Origin of the sequence: Actinokineospora xionganensis (assembly GCF_014323725.1) — a bacterium.
Classification (GTDB): Bacteria; Actinomycetota; Actinomycetes; order Mycobacteriales; family Pseudonocardiaceae; genus Actinokineospora; species Actinokineospora xionganensis.
The window spans coordinates 111,308-132,500 of the sequence record NZ_JABVED010000008.1 but is presented as its reverse complement, the minus strand read 5'-3'; the positions used below and the strand labels follow the sequence as shown (position 1 = coordinate 132,500).

General features: G+C 68.4%; 20 protein-coding genes. 16 read left to right on the top strand and 4 right to left on the bottom strand.

What is annotated here, in order from left to right; genetic code table 11:
* Position 1 precedes the first annotated feature (1 nt).
* From purB to vanX, 13 genes are all read left to right on the top strand, one after another.
* Positions 2-1,267, top strand: a complete 1,266-nt coding sequence (gene purB, locus GPZ80_RS15825; RefSeq protein ID WP_222719379.1) for an adenylosuccinate lyase — start codon at positions 2-4, stop codon at positions 1,265-1,267.
* On the top strand, positions 1,254-1,661 hold the full coding sequence (locus GPZ80_RS15820; protein WP_187221130.1) for a GNAT family N-acetyltransferase: 408 nt from the start codon (positions 1,254-1,256) through the stop codon (positions 1,659-1,661). The genes purB and GPZ80_RS15820 overlap by 14 nt, the downstream gene beginning before the upstream one ends.
* Positions 1,658-2,374, top strand: coding sequence for a gamma-glutamyl-gamma-aminobutyrate hydrolase family protein (locus GPZ80_RS15815; protein WP_187221129.1), 717 nt, complete (start codon positions 1,658-1,660; stop codon positions 2,372-2,374). The genes GPZ80_RS15820 and GPZ80_RS15815 overlap by 4 nt, the downstream gene beginning before the upstream one ends.
* Positions 2,368-3,597 (top strand): MFS transporter, encoded by a 1,230-nt coding sequence (locus GPZ80_RS15810; protein ID WP_187221128.1) that lies wholly within the window; start codon positions 2,368-2,370, stop codon positions 3,595-3,597. The genes GPZ80_RS15815 and GPZ80_RS15810 overlap by 7 nt, the downstream gene beginning before the upstream one ends.
* Positions 3,594-4,841 (top strand): ATP-grasp domain-containing protein, encoded by a 1,248-nt coding sequence (locus GPZ80_RS15805; protein WP_187221127.1) that lies wholly within the window; start codon positions 3,594-3,596, stop codon positions 4,839-4,841. The genes GPZ80_RS15810 and GPZ80_RS15805 overlap by 4 nt, the downstream gene beginning before the upstream one ends.
* A gap of 42 nt (positions 4,842-4,883) precedes the next feature.
* Positions 4,884-6,575, top strand: a complete 1,692-nt coding sequence (locus tag GPZ80_RS15800; RefSeq protein WP_187221126.1) for a hypothetical protein — start codon at positions 4,884-4,886, stop codon at positions 6,573-6,575.
* Positions 6,568-7,941 carry an amidase gene (locus GPZ80_RS15795; RefSeq protein WP_187221125.1) on the top strand — a complete coding sequence of 458 codons (1,374 nt, stop codon included), beginning with the start codon at positions 6,568-6,570 and terminating at the stop codon, positions 7,939-7,941. Before GPZ80_RS15800 ends, GPZ80_RS15795 begins: the two co-directional genes overlap by 8 nt.
* Positions 7,938-9,449, top strand: a complete 1,512-nt coding sequence (locus GPZ80_RS15790; protein WP_222719378.1) for a glutamine synthetase family protein — start codon at positions 7,938-7,940, stop codon at positions 9,447-9,449. Before GPZ80_RS15795 ends, GPZ80_RS15790 begins: the two co-directional genes overlap by 4 nt.
* A 19-nt stretch (positions 9,450-9,468) precedes the next feature.
* The gene (locus GPZ80_RS15785; protein WP_187221123.1) at positions 9,469-10,437 is read left to right on the top strand and encodes a GNAT family N-acetyltransferase; all 969 of its coding nucleotides are present in this window, start codon (positions 9,469-9,471) and stop codon (positions 10,435-10,437) included.
* Positions 10,437-11,498 carry a GNAT family N-acetyltransferase gene (locus GPZ80_RS15780; RefSeq protein ID WP_187221122.1) on the top strand — a complete coding sequence of 354 codons (1,062 nt, stop codon included), beginning with the start codon at positions 10,437-10,439 and terminating at the stop codon, positions 11,496-11,498. Before GPZ80_RS15785 ends, GPZ80_RS15780 begins: the two co-directional genes overlap by 1 nt.
* 117 nt (positions 11,499-11,615) lie before the next feature.
* Entirely contained in the window at positions 11,616-12,644 is a 1,029-nt protein-coding gene (vanH, locus tag GPZ80_RS15775) for a D-lactate dehydrogenase VanH (protein ID WP_187221121.1), read from the top strand.
* Positions 12,637-13,671, top strand: a complete 1,035-nt coding sequence (gene vanA / locus GPZ80_RS15770) for a D-alanine--(R)-lactate ligase (RefSeq protein ID WP_187221120.1) — start codon at positions 12,637-12,639, stop codon at positions 13,669-13,671. The genes vanH and vanA overlap by 8 nt, the downstream gene beginning before the upstream one ends.
* Complete coding sequence (gene vanX / locus GPZ80_RS15765) at positions 13,668-14,276, top strand: D-Ala-D-Ala dipeptidase VanX (protein WP_187221119.1); 609 nt, start codon at positions 13,668-13,670, stop codon at positions 14,274-14,276. The genes vanA and vanX overlap by 4 nt, the downstream gene beginning before the upstream one ends.
* Position 14,277: 1 nt before the next feature.
* Here vanX and GPZ80_RS15760 read toward each other — a convergent pair whose 3' ends face one another.
* Together GPZ80_RS15760 and GPZ80_RS15755 are read right to left on the bottom strand one after the other, a co-directional pair.
* A complete protein-coding gene (locus GPZ80_RS15760) occupies positions 14,278-15,393 on the bottom strand; it encodes a sensor histidine kinase (protein WP_187221118.1) in 1,116 nt (371 codons plus the stop codon).
* The gene (locus GPZ80_RS15755; RefSeq protein ID WP_187221117.1) at positions 15,386-16,069 is read right to left on the bottom strand and encodes a response regulator transcription factor; all 684 of its coding nucleotides are present in this window, start codon (positions 16,067-16,069) and stop codon (positions 15,386-15,388) included. Before GPZ80_RS15755 ends, GPZ80_RS15760 begins: the two co-directional genes overlap by 8 nt.
* 137 nt (positions 16,070-16,206) lie before the next feature.
* On the opposite strand from GPZ80_RS15755, the gene GPZ80_RS15750 reads away from it, so the two are divergent.
* A complete protein-coding gene (locus GPZ80_RS15750) occupies positions 16,207-16,695 on the top strand; it encodes a M15 family metallopeptidase (RefSeq protein ID WP_312880353.1) in 489 nt (162 codons plus the stop codon).
* 37 nt (positions 16,696-16,732) lie between these two features.
* Here GPZ80_RS15750 and GPZ80_RS15745 read toward each other — a convergent pair whose 3' ends face one another.
* On the bottom strand, positions 16,733-17,878 hold the full coding sequence (locus tag GPZ80_RS15745) for an alpha/beta hydrolase family protein (RefSeq protein WP_187221115.1): 1,146 nt from the start codon (positions 17,876-17,878) through the stop codon (positions 16,733-16,735).
* A 386-nt stretch (positions 17,879-18,264) separates the two neighbouring features.
* On the opposite strand from GPZ80_RS15745, the gene GPZ80_RS15740 reads away from it, so the two are divergent.
* Together GPZ80_RS15740 and GPZ80_RS15735 are read left to right on the top strand one after the other, a co-directional pair.
* On the top strand, positions 18,265-18,984 hold the full coding sequence (locus tag GPZ80_RS15740; RefSeq protein ID WP_187221114.1) for a hypothetical protein: 720 nt from the start codon (positions 18,265-18,267) through the stop codon (positions 18,982-18,984).
* A gap of 102 nt (positions 18,985-19,086) precedes the next feature.
* On the top strand, positions 19,087-19,695 hold the full coding sequence (locus GPZ80_RS15735) for a malonic semialdehyde reductase (protein WP_187221113.1): 609 nt from the start codon (positions 19,087-19,089) through the stop codon (positions 19,693-19,695).
* 52 nt (positions 19,696-19,747) lie between these two features.
* Here GPZ80_RS15735 and GPZ80_RS15730 read toward each other — a convergent pair whose 3' ends face one another.
* Entirely contained in the window at positions 19,748-21,166 is a 1,419-nt protein-coding gene (locus tag GPZ80_RS15730; protein ID WP_376771684.1) for an LVIVD repeat-containing protein, read from the bottom strand.
* Positions 21,167-21,193 lie beyond the last annotated feature (27 nt).

Sequence of the window (21,193 nt, the reverse complement as noted above, 5' to 3'; positions counted from 1 at the left end):
CATGCGGGACCTCTGGACCGACGAGGCGAAGTACGCCTCGTGGGTTCGGGTCGAGGTGCTCGCGAGCCGGGCGCAGGCCGACCTCGGGGTGATCCCGCGCGAGGCGATCGCCGCCATCGAGCAGGGCCGCGTCCCGACCGTCTCGCGGGTCCGCGAGTGCGAGGTCACCCGCGACCACGAGATCTTGGCTTTCCTGGAGGCCTACACCGAGACGATTCCCGGTGGACACGGCCGCTGGGTGCACTACGGCATGACCAGTTACGACCTGGTCGACACCGCGCTGGGCCACACCCTGGCGCGGTCGTGCGACCTGATGATCGAAGCGGCCACCAGACTGCGGGATGTCCTGGTCCGACGGTCGCTGCGGCACTGGGACACCGTCTGTGTCGCGCGCACGCACGGGATCCACGCCGAACCGACCACCTTCGGCCAGAAGATGGCACTGCACGCCGCCGCCGTCGACCGCTGCCTGACCCGGCTGGTCGCGGCCCGGTCCGCGGTCGCGGTGGGCACCATCTCCGGCCCGGTCGGGACGTACTCCAAGATCGACCCGATGGTCGAGGCCGCCGTGTGCGCCGAACTGGGCTTGGGCGTCGAGCCGATCCCCAGCCAGGTCGTCGCCCGCGACCGGCACGCCGAGATGCTCTCGGTGCTGGCCGTCCTGGGCGCCGTGGTCGAGCAGATCGGGCTGGAGCTGAGGCTGCTGCAGCGCACCGAGGTGCGTGAAGTGGAGGAGCCGAGGACCAGCGCGTACCAGGGATCCAGCGCCATGCCGCACAAGCGCAACCCGACGTCGAGCGAGCGAATCTGTGGGCTGGCCCGACTTCTGCGCGCCTACGCCGACGCGGGGTACGAAAACGTCGCGCTGTGGCACGAGCGGGACCTTGCCCACTCGCCGGTCGAGCGCGTGGTCTTCCCTGACGCGTTCACCATCGCCCACTACCAGGTGACCAAGGCCGCGGAGATCGTCGACGGCATGACGGTCTTCCCGGAGCGGATGCTGGCGAATCTCGAATCAACGCGCGGGCTGATCTACAGCGCCGACATCCTGCTCGATCTCGTCGACGGCGGGATGGACCGGGAGAAGGCATACCGCGTGGTGCAGGACGCCGCGGCCGAGACGGCCGAGACCGGCAGGCACCTGAGCGAGACGCTCGCCGACCGAGATGTGGCGACCACCGACGACCAGTTCCGGCCCGCCCGGTTCCTGTCCCGCGCGCACGTGGTGCGCGACCGAATGGAGAAGATGTTCGATGTGGAAATGTGAGATCGTCGATGGCGCGGCGCTCGACGTCGCCGAGGTCACCGCGCTCTATCGCGCCTCGACTCTCGCCGAGCGCCGTCCGGTGGACGACGCCGAGCGGTTCGCCGACATGGTGCGCAACGCCAACCTCGTCGTCGTGGCCAGGATCGACGACCGCATGGTCGGCATTTCCCGGTCGATCACCGACGGCGCGTACGTGACCTACCTGTCGGACATCGCCGTGGATCTGGAGTTCCAGCGGCAGGGCATCGGGCGGGACCTGATCGAGGCGACCCGCCAGGCCCACCCGCGCGCCAAGATCGTGCTGCTGTCGGCGCCCGCCGCGGTCGACTACTACCCGCACATCGGGTTCACCAGGCACAACTCGGCCTGGGTCATGGATGCGCTGACCCCATGAGCACACCGGTACGGGTCTCGCGAGCCCCCAGGATCGGCGTGACCACCTACCAGGAGGACGCGTCCTGGCGTGGGTGGAACCGTCGGGCTTCCCTGGTGCCGCGGGACTTTCTCGATCCCATCGCCGACGCGGGCGGACTGCCGATCCTGCTGCCGCCGGACGGCGACCGGGCCGCGGCGCACGATCTGGTCGCGTGGCTCGACGGGCTGCTGCTCGTCGGTGGTCCGGACGTCGACCCGGGGCGCTACGGCCGCGAACGGGAAAGCGGGACCGGCGACGCGCAGGGCGACCGTGACTCGTGGGAGATCGCCCTCGCCGATGCCGCGCTCGACGCGGATCTGGCGGTTCTGGGCGTGTGTCGGGGACTTCAGCTGCTGAACGTGGTGTGTGGCGGGACATTGCGGCAGGAGATCGGCAGGCCAGGTCACCAGCCCGAGGGCAGCAGGTTCGGCTCGGTCGAGGTCACCCTCGACGAGCGGCTGATGCCGGGCGCGCTCATGGGCGCGGCCACCGAGGTCTCCTGTTACCACCACCAGGGCGTCGAGCGGTTGGGCGCGGGCCTGGTCGCGACGGGTTGGTGCGCGGACGGCGGTGTGGAGAGCGTGCAGCACAGCACGCGCGACTTCGTCGTCGGTGTGCAGTGGCACCCCGAGGTGGGTGGCGATTCCCGCCTGTTCAAGGCGTTCGTCCACGCGGCGGGTGCCCGATGTTGAAGGCACTGCTCCCGCACAGCCGCCGCGGCCGGGTCCTGGCGCTGGGCGCCCTGATCGACGCGGGCGCCACCGGTGTGTACCTCGCCGTCGCCACGCTCTATTTCGTCGAGTACGTCCGGATTCCGGCGACCTCGGTGGGTGTGGCCATCGCGATCGCCAACATATTCGGCCTGCTGGTCCCGATGCCGGTGGCCCGCCTGACCCAGTCGCTGGGCGTGACGCGCGTCTACATCGCCCTGCTCGCCGTTCGCGGCGTCGGGATGGCCGCCTACGTCCTGGCCGACGACTATTGGCGCTATTTGGTCGTGACGTGTGTGTTCACGATGGCGAGCCGGGCGGCGCTGCCGCTGCTGCAGGTCCTCATCGGGCAGATGGAGGGCGAGGCGGATCGCACCAGGACGATGGCTTCGATGCGGACGGTGAACAACATCGGTCTCGCGTTGGGCTTCCTGGTCGCGGGCCTCGTGCAGATGATGCACACCCACGCCGGGTACCTGGTGCTGTTCACGTTGTGCGGCGCGGCTTTCGCTCTGGTCGCGGTGGTGACGGTGCGCGCGACCAAGGGAGCGGTGAGCAAGGACGTCAGCGCCCCGATCCGGGAGCGGCGCGCGAGTTCCGTCTACCGGGACGGCCGTTTCATCACCGTGGCCATAGCCAACGCGGTCCTGATGATGCACGACTCGATGTTGTTCATCCTCATTCCCTTGTGGGTGGTGCAGCGCAGCGGGCTGTCGGCGACGACGAGTTCGACACTGCTCGTGCTCAACACCGTGATCACCGTGCTCGTCCAGGTGCACGTGGCCAAGTACGCCAGGGGCATCAACGGCGCGATGCGGATGTTGCGGTGGTCGATCGTGGCGCTGGCGGCCGCGGGGCTGTTGCTCGGGTTGACCGACGACGGTGAGAAATGGCAGTTGATCGCTCTGCTGGCGGGCGCGGTCGCGTTGCTCACGGTCGGCGAGAACCTGCACGCGGTCGCGGGCTGGGAGCTGTCGTTCCTGTTGTCCGATCCGGAGAAGCGCGCGCAGTACCTCAGCCTGTTCAGCCTCGGCTACACCGGCCAGCACATCGTGGGACCGGTCCTCATGACGGCTGTGGTGCTGCCGTGGGGCATGCCCGGCGTGCTGGTCGTCATCGGCCTCTTCGTCGCGGCGGCCGTGGTCACCTCGGTGGCTGTCAAGGGTTATGTACCCGATCACGACGACGAAAAGGCATCGACATGACCAAACACGTCATGATCTTCGGCAGCGGCAACGGAGACTTACCCAGCCGAATCCGCGGCCTCGAAGAGGGCGTGCGCACCACTCTGGTGTGCCGACCCGACCATCTGCACCGGCTCGTCGACCCGGAGCACCACGCGCGCCTGCTGGTGCTGTCGGCTGATCTGACCACTGAGGAGTGCGTGGGGCTGGCCGAAGTCGTGCACCGCGGCGACCCGGTGACCCATATCGCGACACTTGGGGAACACGACCAGGATCGCGCGGCCGCGGTCGGCGAGGCGCTCGGTGTGGCCACCCACAGCGTGCAGACCGTGCGGCTGGCCCACCACAAGGACGCGATGCGGCTGCGGTTGGCCGAGGCGGGCATCGATGACACGCCTGCCGAGATCGTCCAGGACGTCGATGCGTTGCGGCACTTCGCCAAGCGACACGGCTTCCCGGTCGTGGTCAAGCCGGTCGGGGGCCTGGCCAGCTTCGGCGTGTCCGTCGTGCGCGACGAGGCCGCCGTCGAGGGCGCGTTCGACCGGGCCCACAACGCGTCCGACCACGGGTGGCACCGCAGCCTTGGCGTGTTCGCCGAGTCCTATCTGGACGGTCCGGAGTACAGCGTCGAGGCCCTGTCGGAAGATGGGGAACACGTGGTCCTCGCGGTCACGGCCAAGTACACCGACCCGGCGACCCGCGTGGAACTCGGTCACGTCATCCCGGCCCCGCTGGCCGACGACGTCCGGGTCGAGTGCGAAGCCCTTGCCCTGCGAGTGCTCGACGCGATCGGCGTCCGGACCGGTGCCTCGCACACCGAGATGATCCTCACCCCCGGCGGGCCGAGGATCATCGAGACCCACGTGCGCATGGGCGGCGACGAGATCTGGGAACTGGTGCACGACGCCGTCGGCGTCGACCTGATCGAAGCGCAGCTGCGACAGTCCCTCGGCCACAAGGTCCTGCCCGAGGTCCGGGCGGCGCTGGCCGAGCCGCGACCGCCGAAGGCGGCCGCGATCTGGTTCGCCACCCCGCCACCGATCGGCGAGCTGGTCGAGGTGATCCAGCCCGAGTCCGGGTCCGATGCCGTCATCGGTGTCTCCGTGCTACCCGGCGCGGTGTTCCAAGGCCTGGTCAGCTCCTACTCGCGACCCGCGTCCGCCCGATGCGTCGCCGACACCGCGCCGGACGCGGTTGGCTTGGCGCAGCGGGCCGTCGCCGGTATCTCGTTCATCACCCGGGTCTCGAACCCGTCTCCCCGCTGAGGCCGTCCGCCTCGCTCCAGCTACCTTTCCGAACAGGACGCCATGCTTTCGCTGAAGACCGAAGGCTTCGTCGGCCTTGTCGCCGACGTCGCGGACCGTGCGCGATTAGCCAGTGATGGCAGCAAACTCGTGCGAATCGCGTTGACCCTCGATGACCGGCTCGACGAGCGGGTCGGCTTGTTGGCCGTCACCTCGGCCGACCGGATCGTGCTCGACCTCGTGCGCGCCGGATCGGTGGCGGTGGCGGTCGGCGAGAACGGCCCCGACCGACTGGTGCTGACCGGCAGTGGCCGGGTCGCGGTGCGGCTCGACGGCGCGGAGGAACCCGCCGACCTCCACCCGCTGGGCGCATTACGTTGGGGCGCGCTGGATGCGCCCGCCGTCAAGGCGGCTGCTCAGGTTCAGGCGCAAGCCGTCGCGGCGAGCGTGGCCGCGGTCCACCGGCAACTCGCGGCGCTCCCGCGCGAGGAGGTTCTCGAACGCGTCGACCGCATCGAGTACTGCCTCGTGCACATGGCGCCGGTGTTGATCCACGTCAACGACCGCGTGTACACCAACCTCGGCAAGCGCGGCACCCTGCCGGGCAAGTCCATGGGCATCGGAGATGAGAACTCGCTGTTCAACCGGCTGCGGGGGGTCCCGGTGGCCGAGTGGGCGCCGGAGGACGCGTGCTTCGTCGCCTGTCTCGCCGCTGTGCTGCAGTCCGGTCCGCCCGTGCGGGCCGAGGAGTTCAACGGAGCCCAGTTGCTCCCGTCCCTTGTGGACGCGTTCCTCCGGGCCCGGATCGAGGCGTACGGCTGTGCCGCGCCCGCCGCCCCCGCCGCCGACCTGACCGAGCTGGAGTCCCGCGCCCGGGAATGCGCGGGATCGCGGCAGGACGCGATCGCCCAGGGAAAGCGGCCGTACCGGGTCATCAATGGTCTGACCTTGCACAAGGTCGAGCACCTGATGGACACCCCCGCCCTGCTGGCCGACTTGCCCGACCGCCTGCGCGCCCACCTGGCGGACCTGCTGCGCGACCCGCTTCCCGAGCGGATCGACGCGCTGGGTCCACTGTGGAGCGACTTCGCCGCGAGCCTGGTCGGCGCGCCCACCGTCGAGCCGTTCGGCACGGCGCTGGAGTGCGCCCTGCACGGTCTGCTGACCGCCACGGCGGAGGCGTTCGACGCGGACGTGTCGATGAGCCGGGGGCCGCAGCGGTTCGACCCCCTGCGGGTCGACCATGGCGATGTCGATCCGCTGGGCCTGGGAACCGGCGCCTTCTACTGCTGCGTGACACCGCGCAAGGCCTTCGTGGACCGGTTCGGCCAGGACCGCGCCGGCCTGGCCAAGGCGCTGGCCGCCTACAGCGCGCGGATGCGGTTCAACACGTGGCACTACCTCCCGCACACCCTGGGCATCGTGGAGCGCGAGCCTGGGCGCGACGACTGGTTCTTCGCCCCGACGATGCCGGACGTCACCGAGTGGTCCGACCAGCACCACACCGGACACGTCGTCTTCGGTGTGCGCTATGCCATCCGCGCGCCGTTCGGCATCACCTATGACGGCCGCGCGCTGCCCGGGCTCTACGACCTGCGGCTCATGCGCACCACCGCGCCCGCGTTCACCGTGGCCGACCTGCGCGGCGCGATCGCGGCCGCCGACGTGCTGCGCGGCCTGTACCAGGCGATGGCCCGCTACGAGCCGATCGTGACGGACTTCGGGAAGGACTGGTATCAGCGCGTCCATGGATGAGGCACTGCGGCACGCCACGGCGGCCGAGATCAGGGCGTGGTATGCCGCCGGTGAGCTTTCCCCTACCGAGTTCACCCGTGCGACCCTTGCCCTGCTGGCGGAGCGCGAACCCGTGCTGCACGCGTTCGTGACGGTCACGGCCGACCTGGCCATGGACCAGGCCCGTCGCGCCGAGCGGCGGATCCGCGAACTCGGGGCGGCGGCGTGGGACCGCCGTCCGCTGCTGGGCGTCCCCGTGTCGGTCAAGGACCTCACGCCGACCGCCGGAGTGCGCACGACGCGCGGTTCGCTCCGCACGGCGCGGTGGATTCCCGAGGTCGACGCCCCCGCGGTCACCCGGCTCAAGGACGCGGGCGCGGTGCTGGTGGGCAAGACCACCACGTCCGAGGGCGGCTGGAGCGCGGGCACGGTGAACCAGGTCGGGCCGGCCGCGGCCAACCCGTGGGATCCCACCCGCAGCGCGGGCGGCTCAAGCGGGGGCGCGGCCGCGGCCACCGCGGCCGGGATCGGCGTCGCCGCCCTGGGCACCGACGGCGCCGGGTCGATCCGGGTGCCCGCCGCGTTCTGCGGCGTGGTCGGGTACAAGCCGACATTCGGCCGGGCACCCTATGTTCCGGTCAGTCCCGAGGGCCTGTCGCACATCGGACCGCTCGCCCGCGACGTGGCCACGGCGGGCCTGGTCGCCAGGGTGATCAGCGGTCCGCATCCGGACGATCCGCTCTCGACCGTGCCGCCGGTCCCCGCGGCTTTCTCCGACACGGCCAGGGTGGCCTGGCTGCGCTGGCCGGTGGACTCCACCGAGCCCGAACGCGTCGCCCACGCCGCGGCGTCCGCGCTGGCCGGGGACATGTCCGAAGTGGACATCCCGTTCGCGGACCCGTACGACGTTCTGGTGACCATCCTGGCAGGCTTCGATGCCGGTCAGGACGAAGCCGACGACGCGCTGTCGGACCCGCACCGGATGCGCGTGGTCGCCCACGGGCGAACGCTGACCGCGGCCGACCTCGCTCGGGCGATATCGCGGCGAACTGTTCTGTGCCAGGCGGTGGACCGACTGCTGGCCGAGTTCGACATCCTGGCCATGCCGACCGTGTGGATCGAGCCTTTCCCGGTCGACGCGTGGCGCCCCGATCCCGGCGACGACCTGGGTTGGCTGGCCTGGTGCCGGGCCGCGTATCCCTTCAACCTCACCGGGCATCCCGCCATCTCCCTGCCCGCCGGATTCACCACGGCCGGATATCCGGTCGGCCTCCAACTCGTGGCGCGGCGCGGCGCGGACGAAGACCTCCTGCGAGTGGCCGAGCAGTTCGAAGCAGACCGGCCATGGCGTGGCCGCGATCCCCGAAAGGACAAGGTGCGACGGTGAGCGAGACATACCTGACCTCCGCGACCGGCAGCGTCGATTTCGTTGCCAGACACGGACTCTGGACCGATGCCCAGCGCGAGGCCGCCGCCGAGGTGCTCGCGCGCCTGGAGTCGCTGGAGTTCGTGCGCGTGGTCTTCGGCGACCCGCACGGCATCGCCCGATCGAAGGTGATCAGCGCCCCCGTGTTCGCCACGGTCCTGCGCAACGGAATGGACTTCAGCCCCGGCCCGTTCGTCTTCGACACCGGGCACGCGGTCGCGATCGACTTCTTCGCCTCGGGCGGCGGCATCGGCGTCGACGAACTGACCGGGGCGGGCGACTTCATCGTCGTGCCCGACCCGACGACCTTCCGCGTCCTTCCGCACACCGGGCGCCCGACCGGCTGGGTGATCGGCGACGAATACTTGCGCGACGGCACCCCGCACCCGCTGTCCAGCCGCGCCGCGCTGCGCCGCCAGGTCGACGCGCTCGCCGCGCGCGACCTGGAATTCGTGGTCGGTCTGGAAGTCGAGTGGTACCTGACCCGCTTCACCGACGGCGGCAGGCCCAAGCGGATCGGCGGCTTCGGCGTGCAGGGTGAGCCGCCGACCGTGGAGGCGGTCAACGGCGGCTACCAGTTCAACTCCGACAGCCTGCTCGACGCGGTGATGCCGGTCATCGACCCAGTCCTGGAAGCGCTGGTAGCTCTGGGTTTGCCGTTGCGCGGCATCGAGCACGAGTCCGGTCCTGGGCAGCTAGAGTTCACCTTCAACCCGATGCCCGGCCTGGCCGCGGCCGACGCGATGTTGCTGCTGCGCACGATCACCAAACAGGTCCTGGCCCGCTCTGGCCACCACGCGTCGTTCATGGCGCTGCCCGCGCTCGACGGGTTCGACCCCAGTGGCTGGCACCTGCACCAGTCACTCGCCCAGCGGTCGACCGGCCGGAACCTGTTCACCGCGGAGCCGGGCGGGTCGGCGCTCTCACCGATGGGCATGGCCTACCTCGGTGGACTGATCGAGCACGCTGGGGCGTCGAGCTTGCTGTGCGTGCCCACGGTCAACGGGTATCGCCGGATGCGCGAAGGCTTCTCGCTCTCGCCGGACCGGGTCGCGTGGTGCACCGAGAACCGCGGGGCTTTCCTGCGGGTGCTGGGCGCTCACGGCGACGCGGCCAGCCACGTGGAGAACCGCATCGGTGAACCCACCGCCAACCCGTATCTCTACCTGGTCGGGCAGGTCAGTGCCGGGGTGGACGGCGTGGACCGCACCCTCGATCCCGGTCCGCCCGCGGCCGACCCGCACGCGGGTACCGCGGCCGCCCTGCCGCGGCAGTTGGACGAGGCGCTGGAGACCTTCGCGGAAAGCCGCTTCTACCAGACTGTTCTCGGCTCTGAGCTGCACCGCTGCCTGTCGGCACTCAAAGCGAGCGAGTGGGCACGATATGAACAGTGGCTCGCTAAAGTGGAGCCGACCCAGGACGACGACGTCACCGAATGGGAGCACCGTGAGTACTTCGGCACGTTCTGACCGCTACCGCAGACGGGTGGTGCGTACCGTCGATGACCTGAGCGCGGGCACCCCCGCCGTCATCGCGGCGTCCGGGGCCAACATGAACTACTCGATCGAGTTCATGCGGGCGTACGAGAGGTTCCCGATCCAGCCGGTGCACGGGTGCTATTACATCGAACTACTCGACGATGACGACACCGTCGTCGCGTTCGCGCCCTGTTTCGTCCAGGGAGATCCGCTGGGCGCTCTTGGTTTGCGGGCGGGCGAACACGCGTTGCTCAGCAACGTGTGGCACTGCTCCGACACACGACTGGCGGCCGCGGAGACCACGCCCGCGATCGCGGCGGAACTCCTGGACGCGATGAAGGAGGTCGCGCGGTCACTGAACCTGCCCCGGACCGGATTCATCAACATCGCCGACGGCTCCCCGAGCGCCGAGGCGCTGACCGCGGCGGGCGTCGAAGGCATCCACCTGGACACCAGGTACTGGCTGGACTTCGCCGCGCACGGCAGCGAGGAAGGGCTGCTGGCGTCGATCAAGTCCGCGGACCGCCGCGAGTACAACCGCCACTGGCGCCGCGCGACCGAGGCCGGGGTGAAAATCGTGTCCCGGATGGCGATGCCCGACGAGGACGTCGAGAAGCTCAACCTGCTCGAGGTCACCATGGTCCGGGTCGGCTCGGCGGGCTACTACGACGCCGAGAAGCTCGCGGCGTTCCTCGGCGAGACGCCCAACGCGCGGATCATCGAGATCACCCTCGACGACGCGCTCCTCGGATTCGCCATCCTTTTCACCGACGACACTCGTTTGCACGCCTGGGCTTTGGGATACGACCGGGAGACCAAGCTGTCGTTCAGCCCGTACTACCTGATGTGGGGCTCATTCATGAAGCTCGGCTACGAGCTCGGGCTGCCGCGGCTGGAGGCGGGCAGGCGCAACGGCGACTTCAAGATGCGCTATGGCCTGGTGCCGCAGGAACTCAACGCCTACGTGGTGGATGTCTGATGGGCGAGTTCGTCGTCACGCCAGGTCTCCCCGACGACTGGGACATCGCGGCAGGTGACTGTCCCGCGGTGGGCCGGGCGCGGTGGATCAACTTCGGTCAATCCTGGTTTCCCGGTCCGTACCAAACGTTTGCGCTGCGCGCCCCGGACGGGACGTGCCGGGTGGCGATGGGCGGCGCGGTGCTGCCCGAGCCCGCCGCGGTTCCACGCCGCGACCCTTGGCACATCCTGACCGGGCGGACCGCGGACCTCGGCCTGTTCACCGCCGACGATCATCCGTGGCCGGGCGACCTCGACCCGGACGCCGTGTACCCGTGCCTGATGCTGATGTACCCGTACTACGGCACATTCCCGGTCGGATCGGAGGCGGCGGACCCGGCGGGGCTGCGCGAATTCGCCGACGAGCTGGTGGCTTGGGCGAAGTCGGAGCACATCGCGTCGATCACGGTGCTCTATCTGACTCCCCCCGCCGATCCTTTGGTTGCCGCGCTGGCCGAGGCCGGGTTCGCCACAGCCGCCATGGGGCAACGGTGCGACATGCCGGTCACGTGGTCGGACTTCCCCGGGTACCTCGCCACGCTTCCGAAGAAGTACCGCGACGAGGTGAAACGCGAGCTCAACCGGATGCGGGAACGCGGCCTCGTCACCGGCACCCGGGCGCTTGCCGACGACGAACCGGAACTGCTGGACCTGCGCTGCAGGTTGATCGCCAAATACGACGGCGGGGTGAATCGGGCCGATCAGGCGGCGATCTTCGACATGATCCGGGAGTACGTCGCCCCAGAGGACATCACGGTGTTCACGGTCAGCGACGGCGACCGGCTGGTCAGCTTCAGCCTGTTCATCCAGGACGGTCGCGAGTGGACAGTGATGCTCACGGGCACGGCCTACGGTGAGCCCAACGCCGACTACGGCTACTTCTCGGCCATGTTCTACCAGCCCGCCGAACTGGCCCCGGCCAAAGGCGTCACCCAGGTGTCGTACGGGTACGGCACGCTCGACGCCAAACGGCGCCGCGGCTGTCTGCTCTATCCGTATCAGTCGGCTGAGTTGCGCCTCTGACAATCGCTCGACCCGACGCCGGGGCTTCCGCCCAGATCGTCGACTGCCGACAACATATTGTCGGCATATCGAAAACCGGATACGTGCTGGCAACACCGCTGTGGCTTGACTGGGGGCATGACCTACAGCGAGCAGGCAACAGCTGTCCGCCGCACGCGACCGCCGTCCTCCTCGGCCGTCCTGAAAACCGGAATCACGGTCTATGGCTGCGGACAGGACGAGGCCGCGGTGTTCCGCGAGCTGGCGCCTCGCCGTGGCGTTGTGCCGACCATCACCGAGGACGCGGTATCTGAAGCCAATAGCGAACTGGCCCGGGGAAACCGATGCGTCAGTGTCGGTCATAAGGCCTGCATCGAAAATTCCACTCTTCTTGCGCTGAGTCGCGTCGGTGTGGAGTATCTCTCGACAAGAAGCATCGGGTACAACCACATCGATGTGCGGTACGCGGAGAGCGTTGGCATTACCGTCGGGAATGTGTCCTATTCGCCCGACAGTGTGGCCGACTACACGGTAATGCTGATGCTGATGGCGGTGCGAAACGCCAAATCCACCATCAGGCGGGCGGATGTCCACGATTACAGACTGCACGCCGTACGCGGGAAGGAACTGCGCGACCTGACTGTGGGGGTGGTCGGGACAGGGCGCATCGGCGCGGCGGTCATGGACAGGCTGCGGGGGTTCGGCTGTCACATCGTGGCTTGTGACCGCCGTCCCGAGACTTCCGCCGACCATGTTCCTCTTGATGAAGTGCTGCGGCTGAGCGACATTGTCACGCTCCATACGCCGCTCAACGCGGACACACGTCATCTTTTGAATCGGCAACGTCTCGCGCGGATGAAGTACGGAGCGTTCGTTGTCAACACCGGGCGCGGGGCACTTCTCGATACCGACGCTCTTGTTTCGGCGCTGGAAAGCGGCGCGCTGGGTGGTGCGGCGTTGGACGTCCTCGAAGGCGAGGAAGGAATATTTTACGCCGACTGCAGGAACAGGGTCATCGAAAGCAAGTCGCTGTTGCGGCTGCAGGAGATGCCGAATGTGCTGATCAGCCCGCACACGGCCTACTACACGGATCATGCCCTCTGGGACACGGTCGAGAACTCCATCATCAACTGTCTGAAATTCGAAGGCGAGAAGCAGTATGGGTAGGCTGAAGGTCGGAATCATATTCGGTGGCTCGTCCGAAGAGCACCCGATTTCCGTCAAATCCGCGCTGGAGGTCGCGAAACACCTCGATGTCGAGAAGTACGAGCCGTTCTGGGTCGGGATCACGAAGAGCGGAGCCTGGAAGCTGTGCGACGGCCCCGCCGCGGAGCTGGAAAGCTGCCCTCCGGTCGTGCTGTCACCGGACAGGAACGTCCAGGGACTGCTTGTCCTGGACCAGGGGCGATACGAAGCGATCGAGTTGGACGTCGTGTTGCCCGTGCTGCACGGCAAGCTTGGGGAGGACGGCGCGATCCAGGGCTTGTTGGAGCTTTCCGGCATCCCCTATGTCGGCTGCGATGTCCAGAGTTCCGCTCTGTGCATGGACAAGTCGCTTACTTACCTCGTCGCGGGCAGCGCGGGGATCGCCACGCCCAATTTCTGGGTTGTCGCGGAGGACGAGAATCTTGACCCCGACCGGTTCGCCTATCCGGTCTATGTCAAGCCGGCCCGCTCGGGGTCGTCTTTCGGCGTCACCAAGGTGTCCGGCCGAGAGGAACTGCGGAGCGCGGTGGAGATCGCACGGCAGTACGACTCGAAGGTCTTGATTGAAGAGGGTGTCGTCGCGGGCGAGGTCGGATGCGCGATCTTGGGGAACGGTCTGGAGCTGATCGCGGGCGAGCCGGATCAGATCACGCTGTCTCACGGCATCTTCAGAATCCATCAGGAGGAAGACCCGGAGAGCGGTTCCGAGAACTCGACCATCACCGTTCCCGCCGAGATTTCGGCGGAGTCGCGCTTGCTCGTCCAGGAGACGGCGAAGGCGGTCTATGGCGCTCTGGGGTGCGGGGGACTGGCGCGAGTGGACCTGTTCCTGACCGACGACGGCACCGTGGTCCTCAACGAGGTCAACACTTTGCCTGGCCTGACCTCGTACAGCCGGTACCCGAGAATGATGGCGGCGGCGGGCTTGCCCCTCGCCGAGGTGATCGACCAACTCGTGTCGCTGGCAGTGACCGGGAAGGTCCGATGAAGGACGACTTCGCCTTTGTGGACGAGCTCGTTCCCGGCATCCGCTGGGACGCCAAATACGCCACCTGGGACAACTTCACCGGCAAGCCCGTGGACGGCTACCTGGCCAACCGGATCGTCGGCACGAAGGCTCTGTGCGTGGCCCTGGAACAAGCGGGCGAGAAGGCCGCGTCCCAGGGTTTCGGTCTGCTCCTCTGGGACGGGTACCGCCCGCAACGCGCCGTCGAGGCCTTTCTGCGCTGGTCAGAGCTGCCCGAGGATGGTCTGACGAAACCGCGGCACTATCCGAATATCGACAGAGCCGAGATGTTCGAAAAGGGGTATGTGGCCACCAGGTCGGGCCACAGCCGGGGCAGCACGGTCGACTTGACGCTCTACCACCTGGCCACCGGCGAGCTTGCTTCCATGGGTGGTGGCCATGACCTGATGGATCCACTCTCGCATCATGGAGCCGAGGGAATCACGCAAGGCGAGGCGCGAAACCGGCGCCACCTCCGCTCCATCATGGAGGCGTGCGGTTTCAGCTCATACGAGTGCGAGTGGTGGCATTACACGCTGGAAGACGAACCATATCCAGCTGACTACTTTGATTTCCCCATCACCTAGGTCACTGCGGTGACGCGGCGGGCAGCCGCACCGTGACGCGGAGGCCGCCGCCGGGCCGGGGGGTGAGGGTGAGGGTTCCGTCGTGCGCCTGGGCGATGCTCTTGACGATCGCCAGCCCAAGGCCGACCCCCGCGTGGTCGGTGCGGGTGCGTCCGGTGCCGCGTTGGAACGGCTCGACAAGCGTGGAAGCCATTCGGGGGGCCAGTTTCTGGCCGGTGTTCTCGACAGTGAGCACCACCGCCGTCGAGTGAGCGCTGGTCGTCACCCACACAGTGCCCTGTTCGGGCAGATTGTGGACGATCGCGTTGTGCACCAGGTTCGTGGTCAGCTGCAGCAGGAGCGCGTGTGAGCCGACGGTGGGGGCCTGGTCGCCTGCGGTCTCGATGGTGACGCCGTGTTTCTCGGCGAGCGGGAGGAGCGTCTCGGTCGCTTCTTCCGCCGCCAGGGACAGGTCGACGTGTTCCCGGGCGAAGGACCCCTGGTTGGCGCGGCTGAGCAGGAGCAGCGCTTCGGTGAGGTCGATCGCCCGGGTGTTGATCAGATGGAGTCGGTCGACGAGTTCGCCGGTGTCGCGGTTCAGATCGTTGCGTGCCACGTCGAGCAACGTCTGCATGATCGCCAGCGGCGTGCGCAGTTCGTGGGAGGCGTTGGCCGCGAACCTCTGCTGTTCGGCGTCGTGTGCTTCCAGCCGCGCGAGCATGGTGTCGAAGGCGTCGGCGAGCTCGCGGAACTCGTCCTGGCGGCCTTCCAGCTGGATCCGGTGGGAGAGCGACCCGTTCGCGGTCAGGCGGGTGGCGTTGGTGATGCGCGTCAGGGGCGCGAGCATGCTGCCCGCGAGGACCCACCCGCCCACCAGGCTGAACATCAGCAGGAACGCCAGCATCGCGGCGGCCTTCGGGACGAAAGCTTCCAGCAGGTCGGAGCGGTCGGGGACGAACAACGGACCCGGCCACGACGGCGGTCCGGTGGAAGCCGGTGGTGTGTAGAGCTCCTCGGGCACGTAGCGCAGCAGGAACAGCCACACGACCGCGAGCAGCATGACGCCCGCGACCATGAGGAACCCGGCATAGCTGAGCGTGAGTTTGAGGCGAACGCTCAGACCGGGCTCCCTATCCACGGTCCCCGTCCTCACGTCCGATGTCGATTCGATAGCCGGACCCGGCCACGGTGGCGATGACCCACGGTTCTCCGAGGCGTTTGCGCAGCGCCGAGACGGTGATGCGCACGGCGTTGGTGAAGGGGTCGGCGTTCTCGTCCCACGCCCGCTCCAGGAGGTCCTCGGCGCTGACAACCCCGCCTTCGGCCGCGACGAGGACCTCAAGCACAGCGAACTGTTTGCGGGTGAGCGCGACGTAGCGCCCGTCACGGAAGACCTCGCGGCGGAACGGATCCAGCCGCAGACCCGCGATCTCCCGCACGGGTGGCCTGTTGTGAGCCCGCCTGCGGTCGAGTGCCCTGAGCCTGAGCACGAGTTCCTGCAGCGCGAAGGGCTTGGTGAGGTAGTCGTCGGCGCCGAGTCCGAACCCGGTGGCCTTGTCGTCGATTCGGTCGGCGGCGGTGAGCATCAGGATCGGCATGCCGCTGCCGGAGGCGACGATGCTTTCGGCGACCTCGTCACCGGAGGGCCCGGGAATGTCGCGGTCGAGGACGGCGATGTCGTAGGCGTTGACGCTCAACAGCTCCAGCGCGGTGTCGCCGTCACCGGCGATGTCGGCGGCGATCGCCTCCAGCCTCAGCCCATCGCGGATGGCCTCGGCCATATAGGGCTCGTCCTCGACGATCAGCACACGCATGCCCTGATGTTACGAGCCCACCCATATCGTCGGCTTATCGAAAACCACGTACGTGCCCGCAACACCGCGCTGTCTTGGCTGGGGCCATGTCCTACAGCGAACCAGCACAAACAGCGACCCGACCCACCCGATCGGTAGTGTCCTCGACCACCTGGACTGTCCCGCGCACTCTCGGCAAGGCACACGGCGCCGTCCCCGAGCCCGTGAGCGTCTTCGACGACGACACACCGGCCGTGGCCAACCTCGATCCAGAACTGCTCGATGCCCTGCGCCGGGCAGCGAAGGATGCCGCGGCGGACGGGGTCGAGTTCGTCGTCAACGGTGGCTGGCGTTCCCCGGAATACCAGCGACAGCTGTTGCGTCAGGCGGTATCCAAGTACGGCTCAGCCGAGGAGGCCGCCCGCTGGGTGGCCACCCCCGACACGTCCGCCCACGTGTCGGGCGACGCGGTCGACCTCGGGCCCTCCGCCGCCAGGGCGTGGCTGTCCGAGCACGGTGCCGGGTACGGGCTGTGCCAGATCTACGCCAACGAACCCTGGCACTACGAACTGCGCCCCGAAGCCGTCGAACACGGCTGCCCACCCATGTACGCCGACCCCACGCACGACCCAAGGATGTGGAAGTGAGCAGCACGCTCGTCGGCCACACGTGCGTCCAGAGCGGCTACCTCAACAGCTTCGCCACGTAGGGCGTCGTGTCCGGCAGGGACGCGGCCATCGTCCCGCCATGGTCGGCGGGGTAGGTCTTCACCGTGAACGGCTGCCAGTTGAGAGTGAGTTCGGCGGCGAGCTTCGCCGTCAGCGGCGCCCAGACCACGGTGTCGAACGTGCCCTGGCCGATGAAGAACGGCTGGTCGTAGCCGCGCACGGGCACCTTCATCACGCTGCTGATGGCGCTGTGGAACTGCGGATCGGTCAACGGCTTGCCGAACAGGCTGCCGATGGACACGCCACGCACCCGCTCGACCATCTCGGGGTAGCAGAGTTCCGCCGCGTCCGCGACGACCGCCCGGCCCAGCTCGGTCAGGTAGCTGTTCACATCGATGTCCGGTCGCGCGGTCGGCAGACCGGCCAGGATGTAGGCAAGGAACGTGGTGAGCCCTGGCTGCTGGAGGTCCGGCAGCAGCGGGTTCGCCAGGCTGACCACGGACTCCAGGTTCGACGGCGGTCCGGTCGCCACGCCACCGCGGAAGTCGCTCTCCGGGGCGTACTCGGCGGCCAGGTTGGTGGTGAACAGCGCCGCGTGGCCGCCCTGAGACTGGCCGATCACCACCCATTTGTCCGCCAGCGACGGCTCGACGTCCTGCGCGGCGCGCACCATGTCCACCGTGTTGTACGCGGCCGTGGCGCCGTCCAGGTACGCGTGCACGCCCGCAGTGCCGAGGCCCGCGTAGTCGGTGGCGACCACCGCGTAGCCCTGCGCGAGCCAGTGCTTGAGGTAGGCCGCGTCCCGGTCGGAGCGCTCGCCCGCCGACGGCGCGCAGCCGTCGCCGATGCCGACCGTGCCATGCGCCCAGGCGACCACCGGCCAGCCGTCCGGCGGCGGTGTGCCCGCGGGTCGGAACACCGCACCGGTCACCGCAACCGTGGTCGGCCTGCCCGCCACCCGCTGGGTCGACCAGTAGGTGACGTGCTGGGCGGCCGTCGCCTCCGGCTTCAGCTTGGACCACCCCGACTCGGCGAGTGGCTTCGCGCTGATCACCGTGCCCGGCGTATCCGACGCGGCGGCGACCGCGTCCGCGGGTGCGGCGAGGACGGCGAGGAGCAGGGCGCAGCCGATGGCGGGCAGGCGGACGAGGATGCCTCGCATCGAGGCCCCCCTTTCACTCGACTCGGCATCGCCGACACGTGCCGCTGCCACGGAAGCTACAACCAACTGGTGGCGCACCGACATGGGTTGCCGATCATTGGCGGCCGTGAGCACTTCCGACCTCGGCAAGCACGCGAAACCGGAGCAATCAGGCGGCTGGCGCGGCCCGTCCCCCTGCCCGGCTCGGGCAGGGGGACGAGGGAGACGGCTACCAGCTGACGGTGAACTCGGCAGTCGGTCCGCTGCCCGTCTTGGTCAGCCGCGCGATCCGGCTCCGCCGGTCGGGAGGCGAGTTCCGGCATGGTCTGGAAAGCTCTGACGTCGCGCGTCCGCACGGGGCCTGATCATCCCGAGCGCGTGGGCGTGAGCGGCTTTACGCTGCGCGGATGCGGATCAAAAGTGCCGTCACGTTGCTCGGAGTGGACGACTCCATCGCGCAGGTCGTGCCGTTGCTGGTGAAACGGTGGCAGGAGTCGGTGTTCGACGACGACGGTGTCGTGCTCGTCGACGGGCGGCGGCGGGAGGGGTTGGCGCTGGTGGCGGGCGAGCATGCCAAGCCGGGCGCGCGCTACGAGGTCGTGACCGCGGGGGAGCGGCCCGGGCATTACGTCGCCGAGGTGCTCGCCGACAGCCCCGGCGAGGTGCGCGTGCGGGTCGAGCAGGCGGATGACGTGCCGATCGAGGCCACGGTCGCCAAAGGTGCCGCCAAGGTCGACGCGACGTTCGACGGGAGCGTCGAGGGCATCGGCGGTGCCGTGCGGGGAACCGTCGCCCTTGACCTCGACGGGCCGCGTGGGGCCGAACCACAGGTGGTCGGCTCGATCGAGCACGACCGGGTGGTCGGTGATGTCAGGGCCTGGGTCCGTCCCGGTTGGACGGTCGACGTCGAGGCGGACGTGCGGGGCAAAGGTCTGCTCAGGCCGCTCGTCGCTCCCGTGCTGTGGCTGCGCGGCAAGCGCACGCTGACCAAGATCCTCGAGAAGCGGGCGGCGGAGATCCAGGCGTTGACCGAGCGACTTGGCAGCCCGCTGGATCCGGGGCTGGTCGCGGACAAGATCGCGGACGACTTCCTCGCCGACGTGGTGCCCTACAAGCTCCGCACGTAGGGAGTGGCGCGGCTCACCAAATAGTCAAGCTCTCAACTGGAATAGTTAAGCTCTCAATCAAGTTGGCCATCAGTGAACCTCCCGCCCGACCTAGGGGACCTGATGACCGCCACCCTGAACGACACCCTCGTCCTCCCGCAGGACGCCCAGGACCTGCTGTTCCGCGAGGCCCGCACCGCGAACACCTTCTCCGCCGAGCCGGTGACCGACGACCAGATCCGCGCGATCTACGACCTGGTCAAGTGGGCTCCCACCGCGATGAACGGTCAGCCGCTGCGTGTGACGCTGGTGCGGTCCGACGAGGCGCGCGAGCGACTGCTGCCGCTGCTTTCCGAGAACAACCGCGCCAAGACCGCGGCCGCGCCCCTCGTCGCGATCCTGGCCGCCGACGTGGACTTCCACGAGCACCTGTCCACTCTCTTCCCGCACCTGCCGGGCGCCAAGGACTACTACGCCGACGAGACCCACCGGACCGACAACGCCAGGTTCAACGCCGCGCTGCAGGTCGGGTACTTCGTGCTCGGGGTGCGCGCCGCCGGGCTGGCCGCCGGGCCGATGGCGGGCTTCGACGCCGCCGCTGTCGACCGCGAGTTCTTCCCCGACGGCCGCAGGCGCTCGCTTGTCGTGGTCAACATCGGCAACCCCGGTGTGAACGCCGCCTTCCCGCGCGGCCCGCGCCTGGAGTACGACCAGGTCGTGGAGACCGTCTGAGCCGACGAAAAGGGCCCGCGGGTGACCGCGGACCCTTTCGTCGTGAAGCAGGCTACTTGCCGTAGCCGTACTGCGTCTGGACGTTCAGCTCAGTCCACTTGTGACCGCGCGCCACGTTCGTCGCCGGGTCGTTGATGTCGATGACATCAAAGCCCTTGCCGATGTCCGAGGCGTAGATGTAGCCGTTGTAGTAGTACGACGACCAGATTCCGCCACCGGTGTTCGGGTCGGCGGCCGGGCCCCGCTCGAAGAAGCCGATCTTCTTCGGCGCCCGCGAGTCGGTGAAGTCGAACACCTGCACGCCGCCCATGTACCAGGCCTGGACCATGATGTCCTTGCCGGGAACGGGGATCAGCGAGCCGTTGTGCGCGACGCAGTTCTCCGAGTCGGTCTGGTGACGGTCGATCTTGAACAGGCTGCGGAACTCGAGTTTGCGCTCGTCGCCGCGGCCGGTGATGTCGTAGATGCCGTTGGCGCCGCGGGTCGGGCCGATCTTGGCGTTGCACGTCGCCGCGCCGCCGCCGCCGAGTTCGTCGGTGAAGACGACCTTGGTGCCCGCGTTGTTGAACGTCGCCGAGTGCCAGAACGCGAAGTGATCGTCGTCGCGCACGGTGTTGATCACCCGCGGCTTCTCCCGGTCGGAGATGTCCATCAGCACGCCTTCACCCATGCACGCGCCCGCGGCCAGGTTCTTGGCCGGGAACACGGTGATGTCGTGGCAGCCGCTGGTGGGCACGACGTAGCCGGTGTCGACGGTGCCGGGCTTGCCCGGGTGGCCGCCGTCCGGGAACAGCACCGGGGTGGACACGATCGCCGCGGCCGCCGGGTTCTTGACCGGGACCTTGATGATCGTGATCTTGTCGTGCGGCGGCTGGCACTTCGGCAGCGCGGCCGACGGACCGTAGGACGAGACGTACAGGTAGACGTCCTTGCCCTTCTTGTCCGGCACCAGCGTGTGGGTGTGCGACCCGCAGTCGGTCTCGACAGCGGCGACGTACTTCGGGTTCTTCTTGTCGGTGATGTCGAAGATCTTCATGCCCTCCCAGTACGGCTTTGTGCCGTCGTTCTGGGAGGTCGAGTTGCACGAGTTGTCGCTGCGACGCGCGTCGGTGGACAGGAACACGAGGTTCCCGCTCACCGAGATGTCGTTCTGCGCGCCTGGGCAGAGCACCTGGCTGGTGATCGTCGGGCTCTTCGGGTTCTTGATGTCGTAGATCGTGAATCCGAGGTAGTTGCCGACGATGGCGTGGTCCCCGCTGAAGGCGAGGTCCGTGCCCACCGAGGCGGGCCCGGACAGCGGACCGGTCGGCGCGACGTTGACGACATGGGAGACGTTGGCGCTGGTGACGATCTCGTCATTGGCGGGGAAGTCCTGTGCGGCGGCGGCCGGCCCGCCCACGACGGACAGACCCGCCGCGGCCACACCGAGCACCGCGAGCGCTGCTCTGCGAGACCTCTTGTCGAAGTGAATTGACTTCACTCTTTTCCCTTCATTACC

Excerpts from the sequence above, each read along its gene's own strand:
- vanH (WP_187221121.1), top strand. The coding sequence starts at position 11,616 with ATGACCTACAGCGAGCAGGCAACAGCTGTCCGCCGCACGCGACCGCCG.
- GPZ80_RS15815 (WP_187221129.1), top strand. The coding sequence starts at position 1,658 with ATGAGCACACCGGTACGGGTCTCGCGAGCCCCCAGGATCGGCGTGACC.
- GPZ80_RS15745 (WP_187221115.1), bottom strand. The coding sequence starts at position 17,878 with ATGCGAGGCATCCTCGTCCGCCTGCCCGCCATCGGCTGCGCCCTGCTC.
- vanX (WP_187221119.1), top strand. The coding sequence starts at position 13,668 with ATGAAGGACGACTTCGCCTTTGTGGACGAGCTCGTTCCCGGCATCCGC.
- GPZ80_RS15735 (WP_187221113.1), top strand. The coding sequence starts at position 19,087 with ATGACCGCCACCCTGAACGACACCCTCGTCCTCCCGCAGGACGCCCAG.
- GPZ80_RS15820 (WP_187221130.1), top strand. The coding sequence starts at position 1,254 with ATGTGGAAATGTGAGATCGTCGATGGCGCGGCGCTCGACGTCGCCGAG.
- GPZ80_RS15795 (WP_187221125.1), top strand. The coding sequence starts at position 6,568 with ATGGATGAGGCACTGCGGCACGCCACGGCGGCCGAGATCAGGGCGTGG.
- GPZ80_RS15740 (WP_187221114.1), top strand. The coding sequence starts at position 18,265 with ATGCGGATCAAAAGTGCCGTCACGTTGCTCGGAGTGGACGACTCCATC.
- GPZ80_RS15810 (WP_187221128.1), top strand. The coding sequence starts at position 2,368 with ATGTTGAAGGCACTGCTCCCGCACAGCCGCCGCGGCCGGGTCCTGGCG.
- GPZ80_RS15780 (WP_187221122.1), top strand. The coding sequence starts at position 10,437 with ATGGGCGAGTTCGTCGTCACGCCAGGTCTCCCCGACGACTGGGACATC.
- GPZ80_RS15800 (WP_187221126.1), top strand. The coding sequence starts at position 4,884 with ATGCTTTCGCTGAAGACCGAAGGCTTCGTCGGCCTTGTCGCCGACGTC.
- GPZ80_RS15805 (WP_187221127.1), top strand. The coding sequence starts at position 3,594 with ATGACCAAACACGTCATGATCTTCGGCAGCGGCAACGGAGACTTACCC.
- vanA (WP_187221120.1), top strand. The coding sequence starts at position 12,637 with ATGGGTAGGCTGAAGGTCGGAATCATATTCGGTGGCTCGTCCGAAGAG.
- purB (WP_222719379.1), top strand. The coding sequence starts at position 2 with ATGCGGGACCTCTGGACCGACGAGGCGAAGTACGCCTCGTGGGTTCGG.
- GPZ80_RS15755 (WP_187221117.1), bottom strand. The coding sequence starts at position 16,069 with ATGCGTGTGCTGATCGTCGAGGACGAGCCCTATATGGCCGAGGCCATC.